This is a genomic window from Mesorhizobium sp. RCAM 05099, assembly GCF_059683685.1.
This window is the reverse complement of the sequence record NZ_CM185035.1, coordinates 1,693,044-1,717,423: the sequence shown is the minus strand read 5'-3', so window position 1 is coordinate 1,717,423 and position 24,380 is coordinate 1,693,044. Positions and strand designations below refer to the sequence as shown.

At 63.4% G+C, this 24,380-nt stretch carries 26 protein-coding genes; 12 read left to right on the top strand and 14 right to left on the bottom strand.

The annotated features are described in order from the left end of the window. Positions 1-27 precede the first annotated feature (27 nt). Genes AC56QQ_RS08485 through AC56QQ_RS08465 form a run of 5 tightly spaced genes read right to left on the bottom strand, consistent with a single transcriptional unit; the run spans position 28 to position 5,608 of the window. A complete protein-coding gene (locus AC56QQ_RS08485; RefSeq protein WP_497126382.1) occupies positions 28-612 on the bottom strand; it encodes a sarcosine oxidase subunit gamma in 585 nt (194 codons plus the stop codon). Beyond that, positions 605-3,613, bottom strand: a complete 3,009-nt coding sequence (locus AC56QQ_RS08480) for a sarcosine oxidase subunit alpha (RefSeq protein ID WP_497126380.1) — start codon at positions 3,611-3,613, stop codon at positions 605-607. Before AC56QQ_RS08480 ends, AC56QQ_RS08485 begins: the two co-directional genes overlap by 8 nt. Continuing rightward, entirely contained in the window at positions 3,610-3,921 is a 312-nt protein-coding gene (locus AC56QQ_RS08475) for a sarcosine oxidase subunit delta (RefSeq protein WP_497126378.1), read from the bottom strand. Before AC56QQ_RS08475 ends, AC56QQ_RS08480 begins: the two co-directional genes overlap by 4 nt. Before the next feature lie 11 nt (positions 3,922-3,932). Continuing rightward, a complete protein-coding gene (locus AC56QQ_RS08470) occupies positions 3,933-4,355 on the bottom strand; it encodes a hypothetical protein (protein WP_497126376.1) in 423 nt (140 codons plus the stop codon). Further along, positions 4,355-5,608, bottom strand: a complete 1,254-nt coding sequence (locus tag AC56QQ_RS08465) for a sarcosine oxidase subunit beta (RefSeq protein ID WP_497126374.1) — start codon at positions 5,606-5,608, stop codon at positions 4,355-4,357. The genes AC56QQ_RS08470 and AC56QQ_RS08465 overlap by 1 nt, the downstream gene beginning before the upstream one ends. A 498-nt stretch (positions 5,609-6,106) precedes the next feature. On the opposite strand from AC56QQ_RS08465, the gene AC56QQ_RS08460 reads away from it, so the two are divergent. From AC56QQ_RS08460 to AC56QQ_RS08435, 6 genes are all read left to right on the top strand, one after another. Then, positions 6,107-6,493 carry an SET domain-containing protein gene (locus AC56QQ_RS08460; protein ID WP_091577946.1) on the top strand — a complete coding sequence of 129 codons (387 nt, stop codon included), beginning with the start codon at positions 6,107-6,109 and terminating at the stop codon, positions 6,491-6,493. Positions 6,494-6,673: 180 nt separating this feature from the next. After that, positions 6,674-6,952: a 30S ribosomal protein S21 gene (gene rpsU / locus AC56QQ_RS08455; RefSeq protein WP_023810129.1), complete on the top strand. Its 279-nt coding sequence runs from the start codon at positions 6,674-6,676 to the stop codon at positions 6,950-6,952. Between the two features lie 140 nt (positions 6,953-7,092). After that, entirely contained in the window at positions 7,093-7,935 is an 843-nt protein-coding gene (locus AC56QQ_RS08450) for a tetratricopeptide repeat protein (protein WP_497126372.1), read from the top strand. Between the two features lie 217 nt (positions 7,936-8,152). Beyond that, on the top strand, positions 8,153-8,629 hold the full coding sequence (locus AC56QQ_RS08445; RefSeq protein WP_497126370.1) for a DUF992 domain-containing protein: 477 nt from the start codon (positions 8,153-8,155) through the stop codon (positions 8,627-8,629). A 91-nt stretch (positions 8,630-8,720) separates the two neighbouring features. Beyond that, on the top strand, positions 8,721-9,203 hold the full coding sequence (locus tag AC56QQ_RS08440) for a DUF992 domain-containing protein (protein ID WP_256751410.1): 483 nt from the start codon (positions 8,721-8,723) through the stop codon (positions 9,201-9,203). 204 nt (positions 9,204-9,407) lie between these two features. Continuing rightward, complete coding sequence (locus tag AC56QQ_RS08435; protein WP_497126368.1) at positions 9,408-10,844, top strand: MFS transporter; 1,437 nt, start codon at positions 9,408-9,410, stop codon at positions 10,842-10,844. Positions 10,845-10,979: 135 nt separating this feature from the next. Here AC56QQ_RS08435 and AC56QQ_RS08430 read toward each other — a convergent pair whose 3' ends face one another. Genes AC56QQ_RS08430 through kdpF form a run of 7 tightly spaced genes read right to left on the bottom strand, consistent with a single transcriptional unit; the run spans position 10,980 to position 19,175 of the window. Then, positions 10,980-11,672 (bottom strand): response regulator transcription factor, encoded by a 693-nt coding sequence (locus AC56QQ_RS08430; protein WP_489863175.1) that lies wholly within the window; start codon positions 11,670-11,672, stop codon positions 10,980-10,982. After that, positions 11,669-14,404 carry a DUF4118 domain-containing protein gene (locus tag AC56QQ_RS08425; RefSeq protein WP_497126366.1) on the bottom strand — a complete coding sequence of 912 codons (2,736 nt, stop codon included), beginning with the start codon at positions 14,402-14,404 and terminating at the stop codon, positions 11,669-11,671. The genes AC56QQ_RS08430 and AC56QQ_RS08425 overlap by 4 nt, the downstream gene beginning before the upstream one ends. A gap of 57 nt (positions 14,405-14,461) precedes the next feature. After that, on the bottom strand, positions 14,462-15,028 hold the full coding sequence (gene kdpC, locus AC56QQ_RS08420) for a potassium-transporting ATPase subunit KdpC (protein ID WP_489863177.1): 567 nt from the start codon (positions 15,026-15,028) through the stop codon (positions 14,462-14,464). Between the two features lie 11 nt (positions 15,029-15,039). Further along, entirely contained in the window at positions 15,040-17,133 is a 2,094-nt protein-coding gene (gene kdpB, locus AC56QQ_RS08415) for a potassium-transporting ATPase subunit KdpB (protein WP_497126364.1), read from the bottom strand. After that, the gene (locus AC56QQ_RS08410) at positions 17,130-17,345 is read right to left on the bottom strand and encodes a hypothetical protein (protein ID WP_497126362.1); all 216 of its coding nucleotides are present in this window, start codon (positions 17,343-17,345) and stop codon (positions 17,130-17,132) included. Before AC56QQ_RS08410 ends, kdpB begins: the two co-directional genes overlap by 4 nt. Before the next feature lie 7 nt (positions 17,346-17,352). Then, complete coding sequence (kdpA, locus tag AC56QQ_RS08405; protein WP_497126360.1) at positions 17,353-19,056, bottom strand: potassium-transporting ATPase subunit KdpA; 1,704 nt, start codon at positions 19,054-19,056, stop codon at positions 17,353-17,355. Between the two features lie 29 nt (positions 19,057-19,085). Then, positions 19,086-19,175, bottom strand: a complete 90-nt coding sequence (gene kdpF, locus AC56QQ_RS08400) for a K(+)-transporting ATPase subunit F (RefSeq protein WP_091577964.1) — start codon at positions 19,173-19,175, stop codon at positions 19,086-19,088. A gap of 675 nt (positions 19,176-19,850) precedes the next feature. Between kdpF and AC56QQ_RS08395 the strand changes: the two genes are divergently transcribed. From AC56QQ_RS08395 to AC56QQ_RS08385, 3 genes are all read left to right on the top strand, one after another. Then, positions 19,851-20,075: a hypothetical protein gene (locus tag AC56QQ_RS08395; RefSeq protein ID WP_497126358.1), complete on the top strand. Its 225-nt coding sequence runs from the start codon at positions 19,851-19,853 to the stop codon at positions 20,073-20,075. A 52-nt stretch (positions 20,076-20,127) separates the two neighbouring features. Then, positions 20,128-20,994: a DUF4118 domain-containing protein gene (locus AC56QQ_RS08390; protein ID WP_497126356.1), complete on the top strand. Its 867-nt coding sequence runs from the start codon at positions 20,128-20,130 to the stop codon at positions 20,992-20,994. A gap of 225 nt (positions 20,995-21,219) precedes the next feature. Further along, positions 21,220-21,717: a YciE/YciF ferroxidase family protein gene (locus AC56QQ_RS08385; protein WP_167365061.1), complete on the top strand. Its 498-nt coding sequence runs from the start codon at positions 21,220-21,222 to the stop codon at positions 21,715-21,717. A 169-nt stretch (positions 21,718-21,886) separates the two neighbouring features. On the opposite strand, the gene AC56QQ_RS08380 is transcribed toward AC56QQ_RS08385, so the two are convergent. Continuing rightward, the gene (locus AC56QQ_RS08380; RefSeq protein WP_497126353.1) at positions 21,887-22,606 is read right to left on the bottom strand and encodes a Crp/Fnr family transcriptional regulator; all 720 of its coding nucleotides are present in this window, start codon (positions 22,604-22,606) and stop codon (positions 21,887-21,889) included. Between the two features lie 233 nt (positions 22,607-22,839). Between AC56QQ_RS08380 and AC56QQ_RS08375 the strand changes: the two genes are divergently transcribed. The 3 genes from AC56QQ_RS08375 to AC56QQ_RS08365 all read left to right on the top strand — a co-directional run bounded on the left by AC56QQ_RS08375 (position 22,840) and on the right by AC56QQ_RS08365 (position 23,578). Beyond that, positions 22,840-23,061: a DUF6894 family protein gene (locus AC56QQ_RS08375; protein WP_497126351.1), complete on the top strand. Its 222-nt coding sequence runs from the start codon at positions 22,840-22,842 to the stop codon at positions 23,059-23,061. 101 nt (positions 23,062-23,162) lie between these two features. After that, positions 23,163-23,396 carry a hypothetical protein gene (locus tag AC56QQ_RS08370; protein ID WP_497126349.1) on the top strand — a complete coding sequence of 78 codons (234 nt, stop codon included), beginning with the start codon at positions 23,163-23,165 and terminating at the stop codon, positions 23,394-23,396. Beyond that, entirely contained in the window at positions 23,393-23,578 is a 186-nt protein-coding gene (locus AC56QQ_RS08365; protein ID WP_091577971.1) for a hypothetical protein, read from the top strand. The genes AC56QQ_RS08370 and AC56QQ_RS08365 overlap by 4 nt, the downstream gene beginning before the upstream one ends. Positions 23,579-23,734: 156 nt before the next feature. On the opposite strand, the gene AC56QQ_RS08360 is transcribed toward AC56QQ_RS08365, so the two are convergent. Then, positions 23,735-24,037 (bottom strand): DUF982 domain-containing protein, encoded by a 303-nt coding sequence (locus AC56QQ_RS08360; protein WP_497126347.1) that lies wholly within the window; start codon positions 24,035-24,037, stop codon positions 23,735-23,737. Between the last annotated feature and the right edge of the window lie 343 nt (positions 24,038-24,380).

The following is a 24,380-nucleotide window of genomic DNA, read 5'->3' as shown; positions in this document are numbered from 1 at the left end:
GAGCGTGCCCTGCAAAACGTTCCGAGTTCAGACCGCCGCGTCCCGCGATCCCTCGGACAGGAAAGTAAAGACATAGTCCGAGAAGGAACGCCAGCACTCGACCCGGAACGCATCGGCGGCATTGCGCAACAGCACGATCTCGGTCTTGCCCAGGATGGTGCGTGAACACGCACCGACCGGAAAGGCATCAAGCGACAGATCCTGCGGACAGCCCGCATTGATCGTCGCCGCAGCTCCCGCACCCGTCACGGCAATCGCGGCGTTGCGATGCGAGATGCCGACAGCCGAGTGCAGGGCGGAAACCCCGGCGCAATCGGCGAGCGGATCGTTGCCGGCCTCGTCGATCACCAGCCATTCATCGGGGCCGAGCCACAGGGCGGTCCGTCCGGCTTTCGAAGCCGAGGTTTTCGGCTTCTTCGGCAACGTCACACCGAGTGCCTTCGAAAGCGCGGCGACCGAAGCCTCCGGCGCGCGCAGCGATATGCGCTCGGCCGGCGGCAGCACCTCGACCTTGACGGCGGGTGCGGAGGTGGTGCGACCGGCCAGCGCCGGGCGGCGCTCGACCGACGGCGTTGCGACAGTTGTTGCTTTTTTCACGGCGGCCTTAGCCATTGAGGCGCCCTCCAGTCTCGTCGAAGAACACCATGCCGGTAACCTCCACCTCGATCACCCCGTTCGGCATTGGCACATAGAGCGTGTCGCCCATGCGGTCGCGGCCGCCGGCGACCAGCGCCAGAGCGATGGAGCGGCCGCAATTTTGCGACCAGTAGCTCGAGGTGACATGGCCAATCATCTTCATCGGGATCGCCTGCTTCGGATCCTCGACGATCTGCGCGCCTTCTTCGAGCACCACCTTCGGGTCCTTGGTCTTCAGGCCGACCAGTTGCTTGCGGCCCTTGGCCACCAGGTCCGGCCGCGCCATGCCGCGGATGCCGACGAAATCGGCCTTTTTCTTGCCGACCGCCCAGTCGAGACCGGCGTCGTTCGGCGTCACCGTGCCGTCCGTATCCTGGCCGACGATGATGTAGCCCTTTTCGGCGCGCAGCACGTGCATGGCCTCGGTACCGTAAGCCGCGGCACCATGCTTCTGCCCTTCGGCCCACAGCGCTTCCCAGACGGCTTGGCCGTAGTCGGCCGGCACATTGACTTCGAAGCCGCGCTCGCCGGTGAACGACATGCGGAACAGCCGCGTCGGCACGCCGCAGATCTTGCCTTCGCGCACCGACATATGCGGCAGCGCCTCGTCGGACATATCGATGCCTTCGACCAGCGGCGCGATGATGTCGCGGGACTTGGGGCCCTGCACGGCGATGACCGCCCACTGCTCGGTGATCGAGGTCAGCCAGACATTGAGATGCGGGAACTCGGTCTGGAGATAATCCTCCATGTGGTTCATGACGCGCGGCGCGCCGCCCGTCGTCGTCGTCACATGGAAACGATCGGGCGCCAGCCGACCGACCACGCCGTCATCATAGATGAAGCCGTCCTCGCGCAGCATGATGCCATAGCGGCAGCGGCCGGGCTCCAGCTTCTCCCACGGATTGGTGTAGAGCAGTTCCATGAACTTGGCCGCGTCCGGCCCGACCACTTCGATCTTGCCGAGCGTCGAGGCATCGAACAGGCCGGCTGTCGTACGAACCGCCACACACTCGCGGTCCACCGCCGCGTGCATGTCTTCGCCCGCCTTGGGGAAATACCAGGCGCGCTTCCACTGGCCGACATCCTCGAACACCGCACCCTGGGCTTCGGCCCACGGATGGATCGCCGTCTTACGAGTCGGGTCGAACAGCGGACCGCGCGCATGGCTGACGATCGCGCCGAACGTCACCGGCGTATAGGGCGCCCGGAACGTGGTCAGGCCGACCTCCGGGATCGGCTTGCCAAGCGTCTCGGCGGCAATCGCCAGGCCGTGCATGTTGGAGGTCTTGCCCTGGTCGGTCGCCATGCCGTTGGTGGTGAAGCGCTTGACGTGCTCGATCGAGCGCATGCCCTCGTGCACCGCCTGGCGGATATCCTTGGCGGTGACGTCGTTCTGGAAATCGACAAAGGCTTTCACCGTCGTATCCGGCCCGGCGCCGGGGGCGGCGCCCAGCATGCCGCGCGACCAGCTCTCCGAGGCGTCGACCTTCGGCTTCGTGCCCTTGCCCGCCTTAACGCTGGAATCCTTCGCGCCGGCATCCTTGGCCGCCTTGGCGCCCGCCGCATAGGCCTCGTCGAGCGACGCCGACAGCCCGTCCGTGCCGTTGCAGGCGCCGACCGAGACGCAGTCTTGCGCGTAGGTTCCCGGCACGAAGCGCTTGGTCTCGTCGTTGAAGGCGACCTTGCCGCGCGACTGCGAGAACAGGTGCACCGACGGCGTCCAGCCGGCCGACATCAGGATCGCGTCGACAGGAATGGTGCGTTCGCCGCCGCCATTCTTCGGCTGCACGGTCATCGACGATACCCTGAGCTTGCCGCCGGCACGGATCACCGCGCGGCCGAAATTAACCTCGATGCCAAGCGCCCTTGCCTCGTCGATTACTGGACCGGCCGGATTGTCGCGCAAATCGACGATCGCCGCCACATTGACGCCGGCCTTCTTCAAGTCGATCGCCGCCGCGTAAGCCGAATCATTGGCGGTGTAGACGCCGACATTCTTGCCGACCGCCACACCATAGTGGTTGAGATAGGTGCGCGCCGCGCCCGCCAGCATAATGCCTGGCCGGTCGTTGTCGGCGAAAACCATGTGCCGCTCGATGGCGCCCGACGCCAGCACGACGCGCTTGGCGCGAACCTGCCACAGCCGCTCGCGCGGCAGTTCGTGGCCGGGGGCCTTCAGATGATCACTGAGGCGCTCGACAAGGCCGACGAAATTCTGCGCGTAGTACCCAAAGGCGGTGGTGCGCGAGAGCACACGGACATTGTCCATGGCGGCGAGCTTCCCCACCACGCCTTGAGCCCAGGCAAAACCGTCCTGGCCGTCGATCCTGGCGCCGCTTTCGAAACGCAGGCTGCCGCCGAACTCGGCCTGCTCGTCGGCGAGGATGACGCGCACCCCGGTCTCGGCCGCGGCCAATGCCGCCGCGATGCCGGCGGCACCACCGCCCAGCACCAGCACGTCGCAATGCGCATAGCGCGATGAATAGTGATCGGGATCAGGCTGATCCGGGGAAACGCCAAGACCGGCCGCTGCGCGGATCTTCGGCTCATAAAGGCTCTTCCAGGCCGCCTTCGGCCACATGAAGGTCTTGTAGTAGAAACCAGCGGAAAACAATGGCGAGGCGACATCATTGACCGCGCCGACATCGAAGGACAGCGACGGCCAGCGGTTCTGCGACTGGGCGGCAAGCCCGTCATAGAGCTCCTGCACGGTGGCCCGCACGTTCGGCGTCTTGCGCGCCGCGTCGCGCTTGATCTCGACCAGCGCGTTCGGCTCTTCCGCGCCCGCCGACAGGATGCCGCGCGGACGATGGTACTTGAACGAGCGGCCGACAAGATGGACGCCATTGGCGAGCAGCGCCGAAGCCAGCGTATCGCCCTCGATGCCGGCGTAGGACTGGCCATCGAAGCTGAACCGCGCGGTCTTCGCCTGGCTGAGGCGGCCGGCGCTGGGAATGCGGAACGCGCCGCTCATTTGGCAACCACTTCGTTGGAGATTTTGGGCAGCTTCGACGGCTTCGGCTCGCCGGCCTTGTAGGTCATGATGAACTTGTCGGTGACCGTGTCGCGCACGGCGTTGAAGAAGCGGGCGCAGCCATGCATGTGCCGCCAACGCTCATGGATGATGCCCTTGGGATTCGAGCGGATGAAGAAGAATTTCTCGAAATCGTCGTCGCTCTCGCCGGCAATGTTGGCCGAGCGCGCGATATGCGCTTCGCCGGCATTGCGGAATTCGAGCTCCGGGCGCTCTTCCTCGCAATAGGGGCAACGAATGAGAAGCATCGTGTTCGTTCCTACAATTCGCCGTGGCCGACGCGGGCGCCGGCCGGTTGGTCGCAAAGCCTCTGGCCCATCGCCGCAAAAGGCGCGACGAGCCGGATGCGCTCCTCCACGCTCGCGGCCGGGCGAAACAGGTCGCGATACGCCATGTTGCCGATGGTGAGTTGCACCGGATCGGTCGTGACGATGACGCGACGTGGCTCGAATGTGTCGTCCTCGCCAAGATCGGAAGGCCTGTTCTCCAGGAACATGACCACCTTCTGGCCGCCGCTCCACACGCAGGCGAGCACGCCGTCGTCGACGGAAAACGGCCAGTTGGCCTCGTTCCCGGCGCGGCTGATCGGCTGCGTACGCACTTCGTCCGCCGAGGGAAAATGGAACATGCCCTGTTCCCCCGCCAGCATCAGCGGCATCGCGACAGCCATCTGCGCCATCATCAGTGCGCCACGGCCGCCGCCGCCGCCTCGTCGATCAGGCGGCCGGTGCGGAAGCGTTCGATGGTGAAGGGTGCGTTGATCGGATGCGGGTCATCCCCGGCGATGGTGTGGGCAAAGACATGGCCGGAGCCCGGCGTTGCCTTGAAGCCGCCCGTGCCCCAGCCGCAATTGACATAGAGGCCGGGCACCGGCGTCTTGGCCAGGATCGGCGAGCGGTCTGGCGTGACGTCGACGATGCCGCCCCAGGAACGCAGCATCTTCATGCGCGTGAAGATCGGGAACATCTCGCAGATGGCGTCAAGCGTGTGCTGCAGGATGTGCAGGCCGCCGGTCTGCGAATAGGAGACATACTGGTCGGTGCCGGCGCCGATCACCAGCTCGCCCTTGTCGGACTGCGAGATGTAGGCGTGCACCGTGTTCGACATCACCACGCACGGCACCACCGGCTTGACCGGCTCGGACACCAGCGCCTGCAGCGGGTAGCTTTCCAGCGGCATGCGCACGCCGGCCATGTTCATGATGACCGAGGAATGGCCGGCGGCGACGACGCCGACCTTCTTGGCGCCGATAAAGCCGCGTGTCGTGTCGACACCCATGACCGCGCCGTTCGGTGCCCGCTTGACCCCGGTGACCTCGCAGTTCTGGATGATATGCACGCCGCGCGCCGAAGCGCCGCGCGCATAGCCCCAGGCCACCGCATCGTGGCGCGCCGTGCCGCCACGGCGCTGCAGCGCCGCGCCGACCACCGGATAGCGCGCATCCCTGGCGATGTTGAGCGGCGGGCAGAATTCCTTCGCCTGCTCCGGCGACAGCCATTCATTGTCGATGCCGTTCAGCCGGTTGGCGTGGACATGGCGCTTCAGCACCTGCACGTCGTGCACGTTGTGGGCCAGCATCATGACGCCGCGCGCCGAATACATGACGTTGTAGTTGAGCTCCTGGCTGAGCCCGTCCCACAGCTTCAGCGCATGGTCGTAGATGCCGGCGCTCTCGTCATAGAGATAGTTGGAGCGGATGATGGTGGTGTTGCGGCCGGTGTTGCCACCGCCCAGCCAGCCCTTTTCCAGCACCGCGACATTGGTGATGCCGTGGACCGTGGCGAGATAATAGGCGGTGGCCAGGCCGTGACCGCCGGCGCCGACGATGATGACGTCGTATTCCTTCTTGGGCTCAGGCGAGGACCACTGTTCCTCCCAGCCCTTGTGGCCGCGCATGGCCTCGCGGGCGATGGCGAATACCGAATATTTCTTCAACGTCCCAGCCTCGCGCCAACAGATCTCGCGGATTGCAGCCGGGCGTTCAGTCGGTCCCGGCGCGCGAGGTGTATCACTAGCGAAACCGGGCTTCCACCCTTGCGCTGTTTGCGACGGCGCTTGCCGTTTTGCGCCGCGACAAAAAAGACGCATCCGGACTGGCCGATGCAACGGCCCTCGGCCACTATTCGTGTTGCCGAACCTTTGGAGCAAGATTGTGGGCAATGCCCGGCGGAATTTGACATTGCGCTTCCTGCTGGAGCTGGCCGCCTTGCTCGGCCTCGGCATCGCGGGTTGGAGCCTCTCCGATGCCTCTAGCTCACCCCCGGAACCGCGCTGTTCGCCGACGGCGGCGTGTCGATCAACCGGACGTGAAGCGTTTTCGCGGCGAACATGCCTCTTCGTCGCCGTGACGCAGGCCGTCGGTCTTGCTTTTTTCCCGCGATTTGGCGATTCCGTCTCCTGTCGAATTCCTGTCGAAAAGCGGGGCCCGGAACCATGATGCTGATCAGAACCTATGTGGCTGCGAGCGCGATCGAGGGCGTCGGCGTGTTCGCCGCCGAGCCGATCCGGAAAGGCGCCTCGATCTGGCGGCTCGATCCGGACTTCGACCGGCTGGTGCCGACGGAGAAATACGAGGCAGCACCCCCGCACCTCAGGGAATTGCTCGACCGCTATGCCTATCCGAGCCCCGACCGGCCGGGTTTCATGGTTTATGAAGTCGACAATGGCCGCTTCATGAACCATGCTGGAAATCCAAACACGGATTTTTCGCAGTATGGCGGCGCAACCGCCACCCGCGACATCGCAGCGGGCGAGGAAATCACCTGTGACTACGGCGAGTTCTTCGAGGATTTCGAGCGGCTTCACCTGGCCACGGCATAGCCGGCTCCCTTGTCCCGCGGCAAAACCGGCCGCTGTTTGGCCGTCCAAGTTCATTTCGGCTGTGGACAGCGCGGGATGATTCTGCTATCAGCCGCCACAATTCGTGGTGTAAATCGCCGCGGAGGCTAGTGGCTATGTCCGCTTGCCTGTTGATATCAAACCCGAAAGACAGGATTGCCCGTGCAGGTACTCGTCCGCGACAACAATGTTGATCAGGCGCTTCGCGCTCTCAAGAAGAAGATGCAGCGTGAAGGCATTTTCCGCGAAATGAAGATGCGCGGACATTACGAGAAGCCTTCCGAGAAGCGCGCCCGTGAAAAGGCGGAAGCCGTGCGCCGCGCCCGCAAGCTGGCCCGCAAGCGCGCACAGCGCGAAGGCCTGCTGCCGATGACGCCTCGCCCGGTTGCCGCTGGTGCTGCCGGCGGTGCAGGTGGTGCTCCGCGTCCGCCGCGGTTCTAACGCCAATTTTTCGTCCTTTTCCAAGGATATCCAAGGTGGCGCGATGTGGAATCGCCGCCACCTTTTTGTTTTGATTGTGACCCGGCCCGGAGGGGGGAACCGGACCTGAACGACGCGGCACAAGTGAGGACAGGGCAGACATGAACGCAACAAGCGTGGAGCGCGGGACCGCATTGCGTGGTTTCGCCCTGACGGCAGTCCTGCTTTCCGGCCTGGCGCTTGCCGGCTGCCAGACAGCTGGCCCGACCGGCGAATTCAACAACATCGACAAGGCGCAAGGGTCGAGCGAGAACATCTCCTCGCTGTCGGCGGTGATCCAGCGCAATCCCCAGGATCCCGAAGGCTACAATGTGCGCGGCTCCGCCTATGGCCGGGGCGGCCAGTACCAGGCGGCGCTCAAGGATTTCAACACCGCGATCCAGCTCAACCCGAATTTCTTCCAGGCCTATTCCAACCGCGCGCTCATCCAGCGCTTCCTCGGCAATCAGGCGGCCGCGCTCGACGATTACAACCGCTCGATCCAGATCAACGGCAATTACGACGCGGCCTATATCGGCCGGGGCAATCTCTACCGTAAGGCGGGCCGCACCCAGGAGGCCTTCAATGACTTCCAGAAGGCGATCCAGCTCGACACGACCGATGCCCGTGCCTACCACAATCGCGGCCTGATCTATCAGAGCCAGGGCCAGCACAAGTTCGCCATCGAGGATTTCTCGACCGCCATCTCGCTCGCGCCCGATGCCGCCGAGCCCTACAACGGCCGCGGTCTCTCCTATCTGGCGATGAATGACGAGGACAATGCCTTCGCCGACTTCAACATGGCCATCAAGCTGGATGGCAAGAACGCCGAGGCCTGGGCCAACCAGGCGCTGATCTACGAGCGGCGCGGCGACAAGGTCAAGGCGGCGAAATCCTATCGCGAAGCCGTTCACCTCGACCCCACCTACCAGCCAGCCAAGGACGGCCTGGCCCGCGTCAGCTGATATCGATTTCAGCAGCGCCCCAGCATCCATCCAAATGCCGCGGTGTCTTTGCGTGTTCGAAAGGACACGCGGCGCCGCCGATCGCCGTCGATCCGGCAACCGCGCGCTAGCCCCGGCGGCAGGCCGCCGGCCCTTGCCTTGTTCGCGCCAAGTTTTCGGCGGAACGGTCTGGCCATCCAAGCCGTTACTTCGAAGCAATTTGCGAAAGGACCCACCCATGATCAAGAAACTCGCCTGCGCCGCTGCCCTCGCCACGACGGTATTCGCCGCCGCCCCGGCCAGCGCCGGCAGGCTGCAACTCGGCACCCTCGACTGCACCATAGATGGCGGCACCGGCTACGTCGTCGCGTCCAACAAGGGCGTGTCCTGCACCTTCAGGCCGCATCATGGCGGTCCGTCGGAGATGTATACCGGCGTCATCTCCAAGATCGGCGTCGATGTCGGCAAGACCCATCAGGGACAGCTCGTCTGGGCCGTGCTGGCGGCAACGCGCAACCGCGACGCAGGCGATCTCGCCGGCAGCTACTATGGCGTCAACGCCGAAGCGAGCGTTGTCACCGGTGGCGGCGCCAACCTGCTTGTCGGTGGGCTGAACAGCGCCTTCATGCTGGAACCGCTCAGCGTCCAGGCACAGACCGGCGTCAATCTTGCCGTCGCCGTGACCTCGCTCGAGCTGATCCACTCGTTCAAATAAATGCATGGAGCCAGGTGCTCCATGCCCCTCACCCTGCGGCGCGGAACCGGATAGGATGGTTCCGCGCCGTTTGATTTTTGAGGGGACCGCCATGCCGAAGACAGCCTTCGCCGCTGCCATAATCGCAACCGTGCTTGCCGGCGCGGCTCAGGCGCAGGACCGGGGCATAGAGCTCGGCACGCTTGATTGCGCCATCGGCGGTGGCACCGGCTTCATCTTCGGCTCGAGCAAGGATTTGAGCTGCACCTTCACCCCAGCCGACAAGAGCTTTGCGCCGGAAGCCTATTTCGGCGCGGTCAACAAATACGGCCTCGACATCGGCACCACAAAGCAGTCGGTGATGCAGTGGTTGGTGCTGACGCCGTTGAAGAATATCTACGCGCCGGGCGCGCTGGCTGGAGACTATGTCGGCGCCAGCGCCGAAGTGACGGCCGCCGTCGGCGCCGGTGCCAATCTGCTGGTCGGCGGCTCCTCGCAGGCCTTCACCTTGCAGCCGCTCAGCCTGCAGACACAGACCGGCATCAACCTCGCGATCGGCGTCAGCCAGTTCCAGTTGCGCAGCACCGAGAATTGACCCCAATAAAGGCCGCCTATCCTGGAAGGCGGCCGCGAGAACAGGCTCTCAAAAAACTGCTTGAGCTCAACCACGGTTGAGGTTTTACAAGCCTGCCCCGAATAGAGCAGCGCCTTGCCGGGCGTTGCTGATGCGCATGGTCCTGCCGGAAACCCGTACTGGCTTCTGGTGTCGTGCGCTCGCGTCGAGATATGGAAAGCGAGAATGGCCGAAATCAGCACGAACAGGGTCGACTGGCGCGCATTGTGGGCAAGCGGCGACCTGGCGCGTTTCTGTTTCATCAGCCTCGGCATCCTGCTGCACGCCACCAATGAGACGATGGTGGCGACCGTCATGCCCGCCATGGTCGGAGAACTGGCCGGCGTGCAGCTCGTCGGCTGGTCGCTGGCGATCTACGAGCTCGGCGCCATCGTCGCTGGTGCTGCGGCCGGACGGCTGGTGAGCTATGTCGCACTGCGCACCAACATGGTGGTCGCGGCCCTGCTCTATGCCGCCGGGGCACTGGTCTGCGCCACCTCGCCTTCCATGCAATTGTTCCTTGCCGGCCGCCTGATCGAGGGATTTGGCGGCGGCGCGCTGGTGTCGCTGGCCTTCGTCTCGGTCGAACGGCTGTTTTCACGCGCCATCTGGCCGCAGCTCTTCGGCATCATGTCGGCGATCTGGGGCGTCGCCGCCTTCAGCGGGCCGATGCTCGGTGCGATCATGACCGAACTCCTGTCATGGCGCTGGGCCTTCGGCATCTTCACCTTCGGTGGTGCCGCCATGGCCCTGGCCAGCGTGATTGTCCTCAACACGCCCGAGGCAAAAAGGCCGCAGGCGACCAGCGGCAAGCCACCGCCCTTCCCCTTCATCGCGCTCGGCTGCCTTGCCATGGCCGTGGTGCTGATCGCCTCGGCCGGCGTCGACATCGCCTTGCTGCGCTCCTCGCTGCTGATGGTCCTCGGCCTCATTGGCCTGGCGCTGTTCTTTTATATCGACGCGCTGAAGCCGCGCTCTCGGCTTTTCCCGGCGCGACTGTTCTCGTGGCGCACGCCGGTCGGTGCCGGCATGACCATGGTCGCCGCCTTTTCGGTGGCGACCTGCTCCTTCGGCGTCTACGGACCGCTGCTGCTGACCAGCCTGCACGACATTCCGCTGCTGACCACCGGCTACATCATCGCCGCCGAATCGATCGCCTGGTCGATCCTGTCGATCCTCGTCGCCAATGCGCCGCCGCGGCGCGAACGGCTGATCATCGTCGGCGGCGCGGTGATGATCGCCTCCGGCATCGCCGGTTTTGCCTATACGATACCGGTGGGGTCCATTCCTCTGATTCTGATGTGCGCCTTGTTGCAAGGCGGCGGCTTCGGCATCGCCTGGCCCTTCCTCACGCGCGTCATTGTGGCGTCGGCGCGACACGACGAACAGACCATCGCCTCCGCGGCGGTGCCAACCATGCAGCGCATCGGCTATGCCGTGGGCGCCGCGCTTGCCGGGATCGTCGCCAATGCCAGCGGCTTTTCGGAGGGACTGAGCCATGACGCCGCGGCGAATGTCGCGACCTGGCTGTTCCTCGCTTTCGTGCCGCTCGGCATTGTCGGCTGCCTGGCGGCCTTGCGGACATCGACGACGGCAAACCGGCTGCAGGAGGCTATCAGTTAGAGCAATTCCAGGAAAAGTGTGAAACGGTTTTCCGTCCGGAATTGCGTCAAAACAAAGAGTTAGAGCGGTTTGCCGTTTCCGTGAAACGGTGAACTGCTCTAGGACAGAATCCCGAGAGGTCGAATGGACTCTCGCTCATTCGACCTCGCGCAAGCGGTAGCCGACACCAGTCTCGGTAGTGATATAGCGCGGTTGGTCGGGGGTCTTCTCGATCTTCTGCCGCAGCTGCCGGACATAGACCCTGAGATATTGCACGTCGGTCGAATCGCCCCAGACCTGCTTCAACAGGAAATGGTGGGTCAGGACCTTGCCGGCATGCTGCACCAGGATGCGCAGGATGTCATATTCCTTTGGCGACAGCTTTACGTCCTTGCCTTCGACCTTGACGATGCGCTTGACCAGATCGACGCTGAGGTCGCCGGTGTGGAACACCGGCTTCTCGCCCTGTTGCTGGAACTTGTGCCGCAGCGCCACGCGGATGCGAGCGATCAGCTCGTTCATGCCGAAAGGCTTGGTGACGTAGTCGTCGGCGCCAAGTTCCAGTGCGTTGACGATGCCGGCCTCGTCAGTGCGGCTGGAAAGAATGACCACCGGTATATCGAGGCCGTCGTCGCGCCATTTGCGCAACAGCTCATGGCCGCCCATGCCGGGTAGGCCGAGGTCGAGCAAGACGAGATCGGGCTTCTCCGCCTCCATCAATTCGATCGCCACCCTGGCGTTCGGCGCCTCGCTGATCGCATAGCCCTGGCTGCCGAGGCCGACGCGAAGCAGCTTGCGGATCGGCGGTTCGTCATCGACAACCAGTATCCTGACGTTTGAGTTTGTCATGCAAAGTCACCAACATCGTGGTCGTCCGTAGTGGAGGCATCGAGATCCGGCGGATTCGCCGGCCTCGGCATCCTGATGGTGAAAACCGCGCCCGAACGGTCGGTGCGGTTCGCCGCCGAGATCGTGCCGCCCATCGCCTCGATGAAGCCACGGCAGATCGACAGCCCAAGCCCGGTGCCGGCGCGGACCTGATCGCGCTTGCGCACCCGGTAGAAGGTATCGAAAATCCGTTCCAGATCGCCGGGAGGAATGCCCGGCCCTTCATCCATGAGCTGCAAGATGACGGAACCGTTGTCGGTCCAGCCCTGCAAGCGGATCGTCGATCCGGCGGGTGCGTATTTTGCCGCATTGTCGAGGAGATTGAACAACGCTTGCTCGAACAGGACGGGGTCCACCTTCAACATCGGCAGATCCGAAGGGATGTCCGTCTCGATCTTGTGCTCGCCGATGATTTTCTTGGCTCTCTGCAACGCGGAGCCGACCATGTCGCCGACATAGTGGAAAGCGTAGTTCGGCTCCATCGCGCCGGATTCGATCTTGGTCATGTCGAGCAGATTGGCGATGAAGCGGTTCAAGCGCTCGGATTCGTCGAGCACGGTCGTCAGCAACTCCGCCCGATCATTTTCGGGAAGTGCCGGCGCGAACTCCCGCAGCGTACCTGCAGCACCCATGATGGCGGCGAGCGGCGTCTTCAGATCATGCGAGATCGAGGTGAGAAGCGCCGAGCGCAGCCTGTCCGCCTCGGCGGCGAGCCCGGCGCGATCGACGTCGGCGACGAGCTGGATGCGCTCGATAGCGACCGCTGCCTGATCGGCCAGCGCGTCGAGCAGGCGCTGTTGCTCGGGCGTCAGCAGCGGGCCCTGCTTGTCGTTGTCGAGGCCGACAACGCCGATTGCGGTGCGCCCTGTCCGCAAGGGCAGATAGAGGCGCTTGGCGCCGGGAAGCGTGTCGGCACCGCGTCCTGCGGCGCGGTTGTGCTCCCAGGCCCAGCGGGCGGCGGCGATGTCGGCCTCCGCCAGTGTATCGTCGGGCGGATAGCCGGCCTTGACGGTGATCGTTCCGTCTTCCGGCAGGAGCAGCACCACGCGCAATTTCAGCATCGAGGCGATCTGGAAGGCGGTGGCCCAGAGAACGTCGTCGAGCGTGCCGGCACCGGCAAGCTTCTTTGAAAAGAGATAGATGTCCTCCGTCGCCCGCGCCCGTGAGCGGGCGGCGACCGCCTGGCGCTGCACGCGTGCCGTCAGATTGCTGGCGATGACCGCAACAACCAGGAAGACGCCGAGCGCGACAATGCTCTCCGGATCCCGGATCGTCAGCGTGTAGCGCGGCTCCAGGAAGAAATAGTTGAAGGCAAGGGCGCTGATGAGACAGGCGTACAGTGCCGGCCAGAGACCGCCGGTCACCGCCGATGTCAGCACCCCGATGAGAAAGATGATCGCCAGGTTGCGAACGTCGAGAAACTGGTCGAGCAGGACGGCGAAGGCGAGCGAGCCGGCGACAAAGGCCGTGGCCTTGAGATAGGGCCGGATCTGGAACTGCCACTGCTCGTCGGCCGCCTTGACGTTTCTCGACGTTGCCTCGGTGTTGCGTTCGGTTCCCGAAATGACATGGACGCTGATATCGCCGGCATTGCGGATGAGATCATAGGTCAGCGAGCCTTCGATCAATTCCCGCCAGCGCGACCGGGTCGGCCTGCCGACCACGATATGGGTGAAGTTGTTCGCCGTCGCATGGCGAACGATCTCCTGCGCGACGTTCTGCCCGGGAATGGTCGTCACCTCGGCGCCGAGCTGCTCGGCAAGGCGCAGGTTCGTCGCGAGCCGGTCCTTGTCTTCCTCGGACATGCCTGCCGAACGAGGCGTATCGACATGAAGCGCCGTCCAGGGCGCACGGAGCCGGTCGGCCAGCCTGCGCGCATAGCGAATGCGGGCCGCCCCGCCCGGACGCGAATCGACGCAGACGAGGACCCTTTCGCCTGCGGCCCACGGGCCGGGAATGGCGTGGGCCTGCATATGGATCAGCAATTGGTCGTCGACGCGCTGCGCGGTGCGGCGCAGCGCCAACTCCCTGAGCGCCGTCAGATTGCCGGGTGAGAAATAGTTCTCGATCGCCCGCTGCGCGGTGTTGGGGAAATAGACTTTGCCTTCCTCGAGCCGCTTGATCAGGTCGTCGGGAGTGAGATCGATGATCTCGACATCGTCGGCCTGGTCGATGATGGAATCGGGAACCGTCTCGCGCACCCTGACCTTGGTGATCTGGGCGACGACATCGTTCAGGCTTTCGACATGCTGGACGTTGAGCGTCGTGTAGACGTCGATGCCCTGGGTCAGAATCTCCTGGACATCGAGGTAGCGTTTGGGATGGCGGCTGCCAGGCGCGTTGGTGTGGGCGAGTTCGTCGACAAGAACCAGCGCGGGCCGCCGGGCGATGATGGCGTCGATATCCATCTCCTCGAGGATGCGCCCCTTGTATTCGACCTTGCGGCGGGGAATGACTTCATAGCCCTCGACCAGGGCCAGCGTCTCCTTGCGGCCATGCGTCTCGACGACGCCAATCACCACGTCCACACCATCGGCCAGCCCGGCGCGGCCAGACATCAGCATCTCGTAGGTCTTGCCGACGCCCGGTGCTGCACCCAGGAATATTCGCAGACGGCCGCGCCCCTCGCGTTCGGCATGCTCGAGCAGCGCGTCCGGGGAAGGTCTGGTTTCGTTGCTTCTGTCGTCCGCCATCGGAACCGATCATGGATGGCGCCGGGGATGCTGTCGATCCCCGGCCCCTACCATCCACTATTTCGCGGCGTCCAGCGCCAGGTTGAGCGCCAGCACATTGACCACCGGTTCTCCCATGAAGCCGAGCTCCCTGCCCTCGACCTGGCTGTCGACAAGCGCCTTGACCTTGGCTTCATCGATCCCCCTCGCCTTGGCGACGCGGGGCACCTGGAAATAGGCGGCCTCCGGGCTGATATGCGGATCGAGCCCGCTACCGGACGTCGTCACCAGGTCCATAGGAACAGGCTGGTTCGGATTCTCCGCCTTCAGCTTTTCCGCGTCGCTCTTGATGCGGTCGATCAGCTTGGGGTTGGTCGGGCCGAGATTGGTACCGCCGGAGGCGGTCGCGTCGTAGCCGTTGCTGCCGGCCGCCGAAGGCCGGCCATGGAAATACTTCTCGCTGGCAAAGCCCTGGCCGATCAGCTCGGAGCCGATGACCTTGCCGTCCTTGTCGATCAGGCTGCCATTGGCCTGGCGCGGAAACAGCGCCTGGGCGATGCCGGTCATGCCGATCGGATAGATCAGGCCGGTCAGAACCGTGAAGAAGACGATCATGATGATCGCTGGTCTTATCTGGGTGAGCATGGACGCGTTCCTTAAGCGAGGCCGAGGGCGGTGACGATCATGTCGATCGCCTTGATGCCGACGAAGGGGACGACGATGCCGCCGAGGCCGTAGACGAGCAGGTTGCGGCGGAGCAGCGCGCCGGCACCGATGGCGCGATACTTGACGCCCCTCAGCGACAGCGGGATCAGCGCGATGATGATCAGCGCGTTGAAGATGATGGCCGACAGGATGGCGCTCTGCGGCGTGCCCAGATGCATGATGTTGAGCGCCTGCAGCGGGCCGGTCGTCTGTCCTGGCGCGACGTAGAAGACCGCGAACATCGCCGGGATGATGGCAAAATACTTGGCAACGTCATTGGCGATCGAGAAGGTCGTCAGCGAGCCGCGCGTCATCAGCAGCGCCTTGCCGATCTCGACGATCTCGATGAGCTTGGTCGGATCGCTGTCGAGGTCGACCATGTTGCCGGCCTCGCGCGCGGCGACCGTGCCGGTGTTCATGGCGACGCCGACATCGGCCTGGGCAAGGGCGGGCGCATCGTTGGTGCCGTCGCCGCACATGGCGACCAGCTTGCCCTTGGCCTGTTCGTCGCGGATGAGCTTCAGCTTGTCCTCGGGCGTGGCCTGGGCGAGGAAATCGTCGACGCCGGCTTCCGCCGCGATCGCCGCCGCCGTCATCGGATTGTCGCCGGTGATCATCACCGTGCGGATACCCATCTTGCGAAGCTCGGCGAAGCGCTCCCTGATGCCGCCCTTGACGATGTCCTTGAGGTGGACGACGCCGAGCAGGCGCCCGTCGCGCTCGACCGCCAGCGGCGTGCCGCCAGACTTGCCAATCTCGTCGGCGATCGCCTGGAGATCCCTGACGGTGTCGCTACCGGGACGCGTGCCGTGGGCCGCGACCGTCGACTGATTGACATGGGCAAGCACGGAATCGACGGCGCCCTTGCGTACCGACGAGCCGTCGATGTCGACGCCGCTCATGCGGGTCTGCGCGGTGAAGGGAACGAAGGTCGCATGCAGCGTTGCCATGTCGCGGGCGCGGATGCCGTATTTCTCCTTTGCCAGGACGACGATCGAGCGGCCCTCCGGCGTTTCGTCGGCGAGCGAGGCAAGCTGGGCCGCGTCGGCCAGTTCCTGTTCGGTGACGCCCTTGACCGGGCGGAACTCGGTCGCCTGGCGGTTGCCGAGCGTGATCGTGCCGGTCTTGTCGAGCAGCAGCGTGTCGACGTCGCCCGCCGCCTCGACGGCACGGCCCGACATGGCCAGCACGTTGAAGCGCACCAGCCGGTCCATGCCGGCGATGCCGATCGCCGACAGCAGCGCGCCGATGGTAGTCGGGATCAGGGTCACGAACAGGGCGACCAGCACGGTCACCGAGATGTAGCCGCCCGAATAGGAGGCAAAGCTCGGGATCGTCGCGGTGGCCAGCACGAAGATCAGCGTCATGCCGACGAGCAGGATGTTGAGCGCGATCTCGTTCGGCGTCTTCTGGCGCTGCGCCCCTTCGACCAGCGAGATCATGCGGTCGAGGAAGGTGTGGCCGGAAGCCGCCGTGATGCGCACGCGGATCCAGTCGGACAGCACTTGCGTGCCGCCGGTGACCGCCGAGCGGTCGCCACCGGATTCACGGATGACGGGTGCCGATTCACCGGTGATCGCGGCTTCGTTGACCGAGGCGACGCCTTCGATCACTTCGCCGTCCGACGGGATGATGTCTCCGGCTTCGACAAGGACGACGTCACCGACCTTCAGGCTGGTGCCGGGCACGAGCTTGAACTTGGCGCGGTCCTCGCCGGCCAGCAGCTTGGCCTGGGTCTCGGTGCGCGCCTTGCGCAACGAGTCGGCCTGCGCCTTGCCGCGGCCCTCGGCGACCGCTTCGGCGAAATTGGCGAACAGCACGGTGAACCACAGCCAGATGATGATCTGCAGCGTAAAGCTGAAATCGCCGCCGCCGGTGACGAGATCCCTGACGAACAGGACAGTGGTCAGCGCCGAGACGACGGCGACGACGAACATCACCGGGTTCCTGATCAGCGTGCGCGGGTTCAGTTTCCTGAAGGCGCCACCGATGGCAGGCCACAAGATGCGGGCATCCATGATGACCGCGGATTTGGACTGGCTCATTTGTTGGCTCCAGTATCGATGTTGTTGGCAGGCACCGATCGATCGGATGCCGAAGGAAAACGCGGCGGCCCGTAGACCAGCAGCCAGATCACGATCATGACTGCCGCGATGCCGAGGAATGTGGATATCGTCGGGAAAGGAGGGGGGATTGGCTCCCCCTCCTTGTCGGTCCGACGCTCAACGTTGCGTCGCATGATGTTGAACCGGGACATGGCGGCCTCAGAAGGTTTGCCCATGGATCATGGCCAGGTGTTCGACGATCGGCCCGATCGCCAGCGCCGGGAAGAAGGTGAGGCCGACGACGATCAGGATGACGCCGACCAGCAGCCCGACGAACAGCGGACCGTCGGTCGGGAAGGTGCCGGCCGAGGCCGGGACCGTCTTCTTCGCCACCAGCGAGCCGGCGATCGCCAAGGCCGGGATGATGACCAGGAACCGGCCCATCAGCATGGTGATACCGAGCGTGATGTTGTACCAGGGCGTGTTGCCGCTCAGGCCGCCAAAGGCCGAGCCGTTGTTCGCCGCCGCCGAGGTGTAGGCATAGAGAACCTCGGAGAAGCCGTGCGGGCCGCCATTGGCGATGGAGGCGACGCCGGTCGGCAGGACGACCGCTATTGCCGTGAAGGTCAGCATCGCCAGCGGCAGGCACAGGATGGCCAGCATCGCCATCTTGACCTCCTTGGCCTCGATCTTCTTGCCGAGATATTCGGGCGTGCGGCCGACCATCAGGCCGGCGACGAAGACGGCAACCACGATGAACATCAGGATGCCGTAGAAACCGGCGCCGACACCGCCGACGATGACCTCGCCGAGCTGCATGTTGATGATCGGGATGAAGCCGCCGAGCGCGGTGAAGCTGTCATGCATGGCGTTGACCGCGCCGCAGGACGCAGCCGTCGTGATGACCGCGAACAACGCCGACAGGGCGATGCCGAAGCGGCTCTCCTTGCCTTCCATGTTGCCGCCGTCGATGCCAAGGGCATGGACGAGCGGATTGCCTGACGCTTCCGCCCAGTAGCAGATGGCGACGCCGGCGATGAACAGCACGCCCATCGCCGCCAGGATCGCCCAGCCCTGGCGCTGGTTGCCGACCATGCGGCCGAACACATTGGTCAGCGCCGCGCCGAGGGCGAAGATCGTGACCATCTGGATGAAATTGGAGATCGCGTCGGGGTTTTCGAAAGGATGCGCCGAATTGGCGTTGAAGAAGCCGCCGCCATTGGTGCCGAGCATCTTGATGGCGAGCTGCGAGGCGACCGGACCAACCGCGATCGTCTGCTGCGCGCCTTCCAGCGTCGTGGCGCTGACATAAGGGCCGAGTGTCTGCGGTACGCCGAGCCAGACATAGACCAGGGTCAGCACGATGCAGAGCGGCAGGAGGATGTAGAGCGTGCAGCGGGTCATATCGACCCAGAAATTGCCGATCGACTTGACCGACGCGCGGGCAAAGCCACGTATCAGCGCCACCGCGATGGCGATGCCGACGGCCGCGGACATGAAGTTCTGCACCGCGAGGCCGGCCATCTGCACGAGGTAGGACATCGTGCCCTCACCGCCATAGTTTTGCCAGTTGGTGTTGGTCGGAAAGCTGACGGCGGTGTTGAAGGCGAGGTTCGGCTCCACAGCCGTCATGCCGGCCGGATTATAGGGCAGCACGCCCTGCAGCCGTTGCATGACATAGAGCACCAGGAAGCTGGCCAGGCTGAAGAACATGATGCCTGCCGCGTAAGTGGTCCAGTGCTGCTCTTCGCGCTCGCTGGTTCCCGAAATGCGATAAAGCCCGCGTTCGAGGGGCCCGAGGATCGGCGAGAGCAATGTGCGGTCGCCGTTGAAAACGCGATACATGTAGCCGCCGAGCGGCTTCACGAGCAGAACGACGACCACGCAGTAGACGAGGATCTGTATCCATCCAGTGAGAGTCATGGCTGTAGCTTTCCTTGCACCAGTTGCCGTCAGAAGCGTTCTGGGCGAACGAGGGCGTATGTCAGGTAGGCGAGCAGGAACAAAGTCACACCGCCGCCGAGGATATAGTCGAGAAACATGTTTCGATCCTCCGGCTTAAAGAATGTCGCAGGCTTTGATGTAGGCAAAGGAGAGGGCGAAAAACAAAACCCCTATCCCGAGAACGACGATGTCCATCGTGCGTGTTCCTTATTTTCGTTTTGTGCTTGGCGCCTGCGGTCGGCAGGGTCGAAATCATACGAAAGCACCCGTCACCTATAACAAGGTGATCGAGATATGCCCTTCCCGGTATGATATGCATCAAAACGCCATAAAGATTCGAGACGGCGCGGGGCGGAAAGAAATAGGAATTTTATAAAGGTTTTTCACTATTCCGACCCCCACCCGTCAGCGTGAAATTCAGCGCTCTGCAGGGCCCCGTTTAATCGAAACCGCGCATGGACTTAGCCGGCAGCCAAGATGACGCAAGCTCGGATGGCTGCCGCCACTAGACAGAAGCTGCCGAGCAGCAGCAACATGCCTAACTCGACTGGATAGGCCGCCAAGCCGGCTTGGTGGCGCCAAGTTGCTTCCGCCCATTTCGCCCGACCTAGATCCAGTCGAATTACATGTTTCGAAGGAGCTGCCCCGGATCCGGCTGACTTGGGACAAGACGGCAAAGCTATCCCAGCTATCAACGCCATTTATGCGGGTGGATTTATCGAACTCACGCGAGCATACTGCCTCGCTGCGTTCCTTTGATGAGGAATAAGCCGATGCGTCTCGGTGCGAGAAGCGTTCCGATCGAGTTCTATGCAATCAGGATCGTCGCACCCGTCGCCGAGCGGCCCAGTGAAAGCCAAGTCGTCGGCTACCTTGCTGACCGGCCAATTTTTTCCACTGTCATAGACACTTTCGGCGACCACTATCACTACGTCGGTGTTGCACCGGGCCTTGGAGATGGGGGGTACGATGTCGAATCGTTTTCTCCTGGGGAATGAATTGTCGAGCCAGGATTGATCTACAGATCAGAGGACGGGGGGAGCTGAACAAATGGCCGATGCCAGATCGAAGCTGCGAGGGGACATCACATTGTCACCGGATGCCGATCCGGATTTGGGCCTGGCGCTATCGGAAGCTCCCGCTGTAGTCCGCTACCTTGCCTCTGTTGCGATGACCGCCGCCGCGACGACCGTGGCTGTCGGTATCGACAGCAGGGTGACGATCCCGAACCTCTCCCTCGTATTTGTGGTGCCGGTGATCATAGCGGCCGTTAGCTTAGGCTTGGGTCCGTCGCTCTGCTCGGCGATACTTGGTGCTCTCGCTTACAATTTCTTCCTGACAGAGCCTCGCTACACGCTGATCGTCGACGACCCGGCAAACGTCTGGGCGATCGGACTGCTTTTTGTCGTCGGACTTATCGTGAGCGGCGTAGCGTTTACCTCCCAGCGCAGGGCTACCGAAGCGGCACTTCTGAGGCGACAAGCGACAGTGCTACAAGGCTACAGCCGCGACGTCGCGGCAGCCGACAATGCGAAGGCCATCGTCTCAATCACGTCCCAAGCTCTTGCCGCGCTCTTCCAGGCTCCTGTCGTCGTCATTGTCGTATTGGATGGCAACGTGGTTTCCATTGAAAGAGCCGGTGACGTAGAGCCGCAGGAGGCCGAAATCGAGGTGGCGCGATCAGCGTTGACGACAGGGCTTGTCGTGAGCGCCGGAGTCTACCCGGCGTTGGCCTCACGCTTTGACTTTTGGCCTGTAGCAACAACAGCAGGAGGGCCGGGAGCTGCCATTGGGCTCTTATTCGACCCCGATGAACGTCCATCGGCACCCTCCACGTTAGTCGAAATCGTGGCGCGTTTTTTGGCCCTGGCCCTTGATCGTCAGCATTTCCGGGTTAGCCGCGAGGCTCGACCGTAAATCAAACCCAAGGTGGTTCGCGGGAAGGTCCGCGAACCACCTTGGATTTCTAGACTGGAAACTGAAACTCGCTCGTCCTACCGCTGGCAGGATGGCAACGGCCATGGAAGGCGCCTTGGCAAGGGGTTAGCTGTTTCGCGAAGCGCAACGCACTTTGGAGAAGCATCGGAACAAATCCTCCAATGCGAGATTGTCGACCTGAGGGCCCCACCAAAGGAGATGACAATGGCAAAACAGAAAATGCTCGACGACCTGTTTCACGACACGCTGAAAGACATCTATTTCGCCGAAAAGAAGATCCTGGCGACTTTGCCCAAGATGGCCAAGGCGGCACAAAGCGCCGACCTGAAAGCCGCCTTTGAAAAGCACCGCACCGAAACCGAGGGACATGTCGCGAGGCTGGAGAAGGTCTTCGGCGTCATCGGCAAGAAGCCCGCGGGCAAGACCTGCGCCGCCATCATGGGCATCACCGAGGAAGGCGCCGAGATCATGGAGGAGTACAAGGGATCCCCCGCCCTTGACGCCGGGCTGCTGGCCGCCGCGCAAGCGGTCGAGCACTATGAGATTTCGCGCTATGGCACGCTGAGGACCTGGGCCGGTGAACTCGGCCTCAACGAGGCGGTGACACTTCTCGAAGCGACACTGAAGGAAGAGAAGGCCACGGACGAAGCCCTGACGCAGATCGCGGAGTCGGCCGTGAACGTTGCAGCCGAGGCCGCATAGATCCGCAAGGATCGGTCGCCATGTCTGCAATGATCTAAGGTGTGTTGAGATTCAGGTCGGGCCGAGCCGCAATGCCGGGTTTCGAGAACCGGAGCGGACATGAAGTCCGTGAGCACCGGAAGCGGAAGCCCGGCGTTTGCGGCCGGCATCGCCTGAATGGCGATACACGTTAGCGCGGCTCACGCATCATGCTGAGATAGGTCGGATCGAACTCGGCGATTTCCTGCAGCCGATGCCAGTCGAGGATGGTCACCGTATGGTTTGCCCAGCTGACGACGCCGACCTTGCGCAAGGCGCCGATGACGCGGTTCATATGCACGACCGAGAGACCGAGCACGTCGGCCAGTTCAGCTTGCGACAACGGCAAATGGAAGCTCATGCCATTTGTGCGTTCGACCACCTGCAGCCGCACGAACAGCTCGCAGACGAGATGGGCGAGGTGCGATGTCTTGGAGCGTCGTCCCATCGCAACGATCCATTCGCGATGGATGGCGCCATCGACCAGCGTGTCCAGCCACAAGAGCCTGGTGAGGTGTGGCGCCTCCTCCGTGATCGCGCGAAGCCTGCTGTGGTCGGCGAAGATGACGTGACAGGGCGACAGCGCGACGATGCCATGATCCATGGTCTTCAGCAGGAAGGCGTGGAGGTCGACGAAGTCGCCCGGCACCTGCAATGAGGTGAACTGCCGGCCGCCATTTTCGAGCACCTTGTAGCGTGCCGCCAGCCCGTCGAGAATCAACGTCGAGTAGGTCGGCCGCGATCCGGAAGCGACGATATCCTGCCCGATGGCAAAATGCCTCTCGAAAGTCATCGCGCTGGCCAGCAGCGCTTTTTCGGCATCGGAAAGGGCGTCGTGCTGACCGAGGTTCAGATACAGGGGTTCAAGCACCGCAATCTCCAGCGAAGAGGCCTGAGGCCCGATCGCCAAGTGTGTCGCAAGCCGGGAGCGGCTTCGGGTGCACTAGGCCTTCGGACGATGATGGGCATTAACATTTGTTAGAGTGCGCTTGTTCGCCGGCCAATGCCACCGCTGATGGAACAACAACCCGGTTTGCAGATTGAAGGTTGAAACACTCAACGTTCCATCAAGTCGGGTCCAGTGCGTAGATGCCAAGATATTTCATGGATCTCCACAGTCGCGACGGCCTCACGGTCGACGAAGAAGGACAGCTGTTCGATACGCCCGAGCGGCTGCGGCGCGAGGCGATCCGCATCCTGCCCGACATCATCCGCGACGAGATGCTCGACGGCGACGGCGCTGCCATTACCCTCGAGGTGCGGGACGAGAGCGGAAATCGCGTCCTCGTGGCATCGCTGGTCATCTCCACGCAATGGTGCGACTGAGAATTTCTCAGCCCATGTCGGGACGAAATTGAGCCAGCCATCATTTGTAATCGCCAATGCTGCCACGCTGCCGCACCATCCCGGCAGGAGGATGCATTGAGATGACGATGTTCCCGAAAATGACGTACCGGCAGATCGCGGTACAATATGTCGACAGCAGAAGAACTCTGGCGACGCCGATATCGACGAAGCATGCGTTGCAGGCGCTGAAATCGGCGATGCCCGACTGCGCCCTCTCCGACCAGGAATTGGTGACCCTCGTGGCTGAGCTCGCCGTCGAGCGCGGCAGGAGCATTGATTTCGATATTCGGGCCGAAAGGGGCAGCGGCAAATGAAACGTGCGAAGGTCGACACCGAGCGCGACGAACGCGCCAAGCGAGAATCGCAGATCGTGATCGCCGCCGAGCGCGCGGCCCGTGAAGAAAAGACGGCCAAGCTGAAAGCGCTGCGCCTTGCCGCGCAACAGGCGGACGAGCCCGCGTCCACGGCCCGCGAGCCGGGGCGCCGGCGCGGTTGATTGCCGCGCAAGGCGCACGGCCAACTTCATCGACCCAACCACGGGGTTGCTGCGGGCTATTTGTGGGTCTCAACGTGAAATCCCGACCCTACAAGGCCAAGCCGGGCCTTTCGTGGCGGCTGAGTTAGCCACCACGGAAGGAAGCGGCATCAATCCTCATGCGGCGTAGCCGCCATAGCCGCGGGCGACGGCGCGGGCGCCGACCACCGGTTCGATATCCGGCCAGAGGATGCCGGCTGCTTGCGCAAATTCGACCAGCGCATGGCGCGCCTGCTCGATGGTGACATAGCCCGGAATGGCGAGGTCACACCCCTGCACCGCGTTGCGGTAAAGCGGACCTCGGCGGGAGGTCGTCCACTCGGTCAGGAAATCGTGCATCTCAGCCAGCGAGGCAATCTCGCGCTTGAAGCCGAGGCCGACGGTCAGTGCGACCGGTGAATGAAACAGCTTGTCGTGCATGAAGCGGGCTCCTGGTTATCACAGCGCCTGGAGAGATGTCCGGGCTGATCCACGAACGGGACGCCAGGAAACGCGTTGCGAGGCGCGAGGTTCCAGACGGACACCCTTGTTCCTGCTGTCGGCCGCGGCGGCCCGTCAGATCAAATCAGATACCTGCCAGAACCTAGCTTCCGCTTGCGCCCATCGGCGGCATACCCGCCAGGCGCGTCGCCCTTTTCACTGGCGGCTGAGGATGCAATGGAGATAATAATCCGGCTGGATATTCTGACGCCCCATCGAACGAAATGTAGGCCCTCGCCTGGCGGCCGTCGCGCCACCAGTCATAAGATTTTGCAACCGGTGC

What these genes read in the sequence shown, in the direction of transcription:
- AC56QQ_RS08445 (WP_497126370.1), top strand. Translation starts at nt 8,153, where the DNA reads ATGATCAAGAAACTCGCCTGCGCCGCTGCCCTCGCCACGACGGTATTC.
- AC56QQ_RS08480 (WP_497126380.1), bottom strand. Translation starts at nt 3,613, where the DNA reads ATGAGCGGCGCGTTCCGCATTCCCAGCGCCGGCCGCCTCAGCCAGGCG.
- AC56QQ_RS08360 (WP_497126347.1), bottom strand. Translation starts at nt 24,037, where the DNA reads ATGCACGACAAGCTGTTTCATTCACCGGTCGCACTGACCGTCGGCCTC.
- AC56QQ_RS08470 (WP_497126376.1), bottom strand. Translation starts at nt 4,355, where the DNA reads ATGATGGCGCAGATGGCTGTCGCGATGCCGCTGATGCTGGCGGGGGAA.
- AC56QQ_RS08365 (WP_091577971.1), top strand. Translation starts at nt 23,393, where the DNA reads ATGAAACGTGCGAAGGTCGACACCGAGCGCGACGAACGCGCCAAGCGA.
- kdpF (WP_091577964.1), bottom strand. Translation starts at nt 19,175, where the DNA reads ATGTTTCTCGACTATATCCTCGGCGGCGGTGTGACTTTGTTCCTGCTC.
- AC56QQ_RS08370 (WP_497126349.1), top strand. Translation starts at nt 23,163, where the DNA reads ATGACGATGTTCCCGAAAATGACGTACCGGCAGATCGCGGTACAATAT.
- AC56QQ_RS08430 (WP_489863175.1), bottom strand. Translation starts at nt 11,672, where the DNA reads ATGACAAACTCAAACGTCAGGATACTGGTTGTCGATGACGAACCGCCG.
- AC56QQ_RS08410 (WP_497126362.1), bottom strand. Translation starts at nt 17,345, where the DNA reads ATGTCCCGGTTCAACATCATGCGACGCAACGTTGAGCGTCGGACCGAC.
- AC56QQ_RS08450 (WP_497126372.1), top strand. Translation starts at nt 7,093, where the DNA reads ATGAACGCAACAAGCGTGGAGCGCGGGACCGCATTGCGTGGTTTCGCC.
- AC56QQ_RS08390 (WP_497126356.1), top strand. Translation starts at nt 20,128, where the DNA reads ATGGCCGATGCCAGATCGAAGCTGCGAGGGGACATCACATTGTCACCG.
- kdpC (WP_489863177.1), bottom strand. Translation starts at nt 15,028, where the DNA reads ATGCTCACCCAGATAAGACCAGCGATCATCATGATCGTCTTCTTCACG.
- AC56QQ_RS08425 (WP_497126366.1), bottom strand. Translation starts at nt 14,404, where the DNA reads ATGGCGGACGACAGAAGCAACGAAACCAGACCTTCCCCGGACGCGCTG.
- AC56QQ_RS08440 (WP_256751410.1), top strand. Translation starts at nt 8,721, where the DNA reads ATGCCGAAGACAGCCTTCGCCGCTGCCATAATCGCAACCGTGCTTGCC.
- AC56QQ_RS08385 (WP_167365061.1), top strand. Translation starts at nt 21,220, where the DNA reads ATGGCAAAACAGAAAATGCTCGACGACCTGTTTCACGACACGCTGAAA.
- kdpA (WP_497126360.1), bottom strand. Translation starts at nt 19,056, where the DNA reads ATGACTCTCACTGGATGGATACAGATCCTCGTCTACTGCGTGGTCGTC.
- AC56QQ_RS08435 (WP_497126368.1), top strand. Translation starts at nt 9,408, where the DNA reads ATGGCCGAAATCAGCACGAACAGGGTCGACTGGCGCGCATTGTGGGCA.
- AC56QQ_RS08475 (WP_497126378.1), bottom strand. Translation starts at nt 3,921, where the DNA reads ATGCTTCTCATTCGTTGCCCCTATTGCGAGGAAGAGCGCCCGGAGCTC.
- AC56QQ_RS08395 (WP_497126358.1), top strand. Translation starts at nt 19,851, where the DNA reads ATGCGTCTCGGTGCGAGAAGCGTTCCGATCGAGTTCTATGCAATCAGG.
- kdpB (WP_497126364.1), bottom strand. Translation starts at nt 17,133, where the DNA reads ATGAGCCAGTCCAAATCCGCGGTCATCATGGATGCCCGCATCTTGTGG.
- AC56QQ_RS08485 (WP_497126382.1), bottom strand. Translation starts at nt 612, where the DNA reads ATGGCTAAGGCCGCCGTGAAAAAAGCAACAACTGTCGCAACGCCGTCG.
- AC56QQ_RS08460 (WP_091577946.1), top strand. Translation starts at nt 6,107, where the DNA reads ATGATGCTGATCAGAACCTATGTGGCTGCGAGCGCGATCGAGGGCGTC.
- AC56QQ_RS08375 (WP_497126351.1), top strand. Translation starts at nt 22,840, where the DNA reads ATGGATCTCCACAGTCGCGACGGCCTCACGGTCGACGAAGAAGGACAG.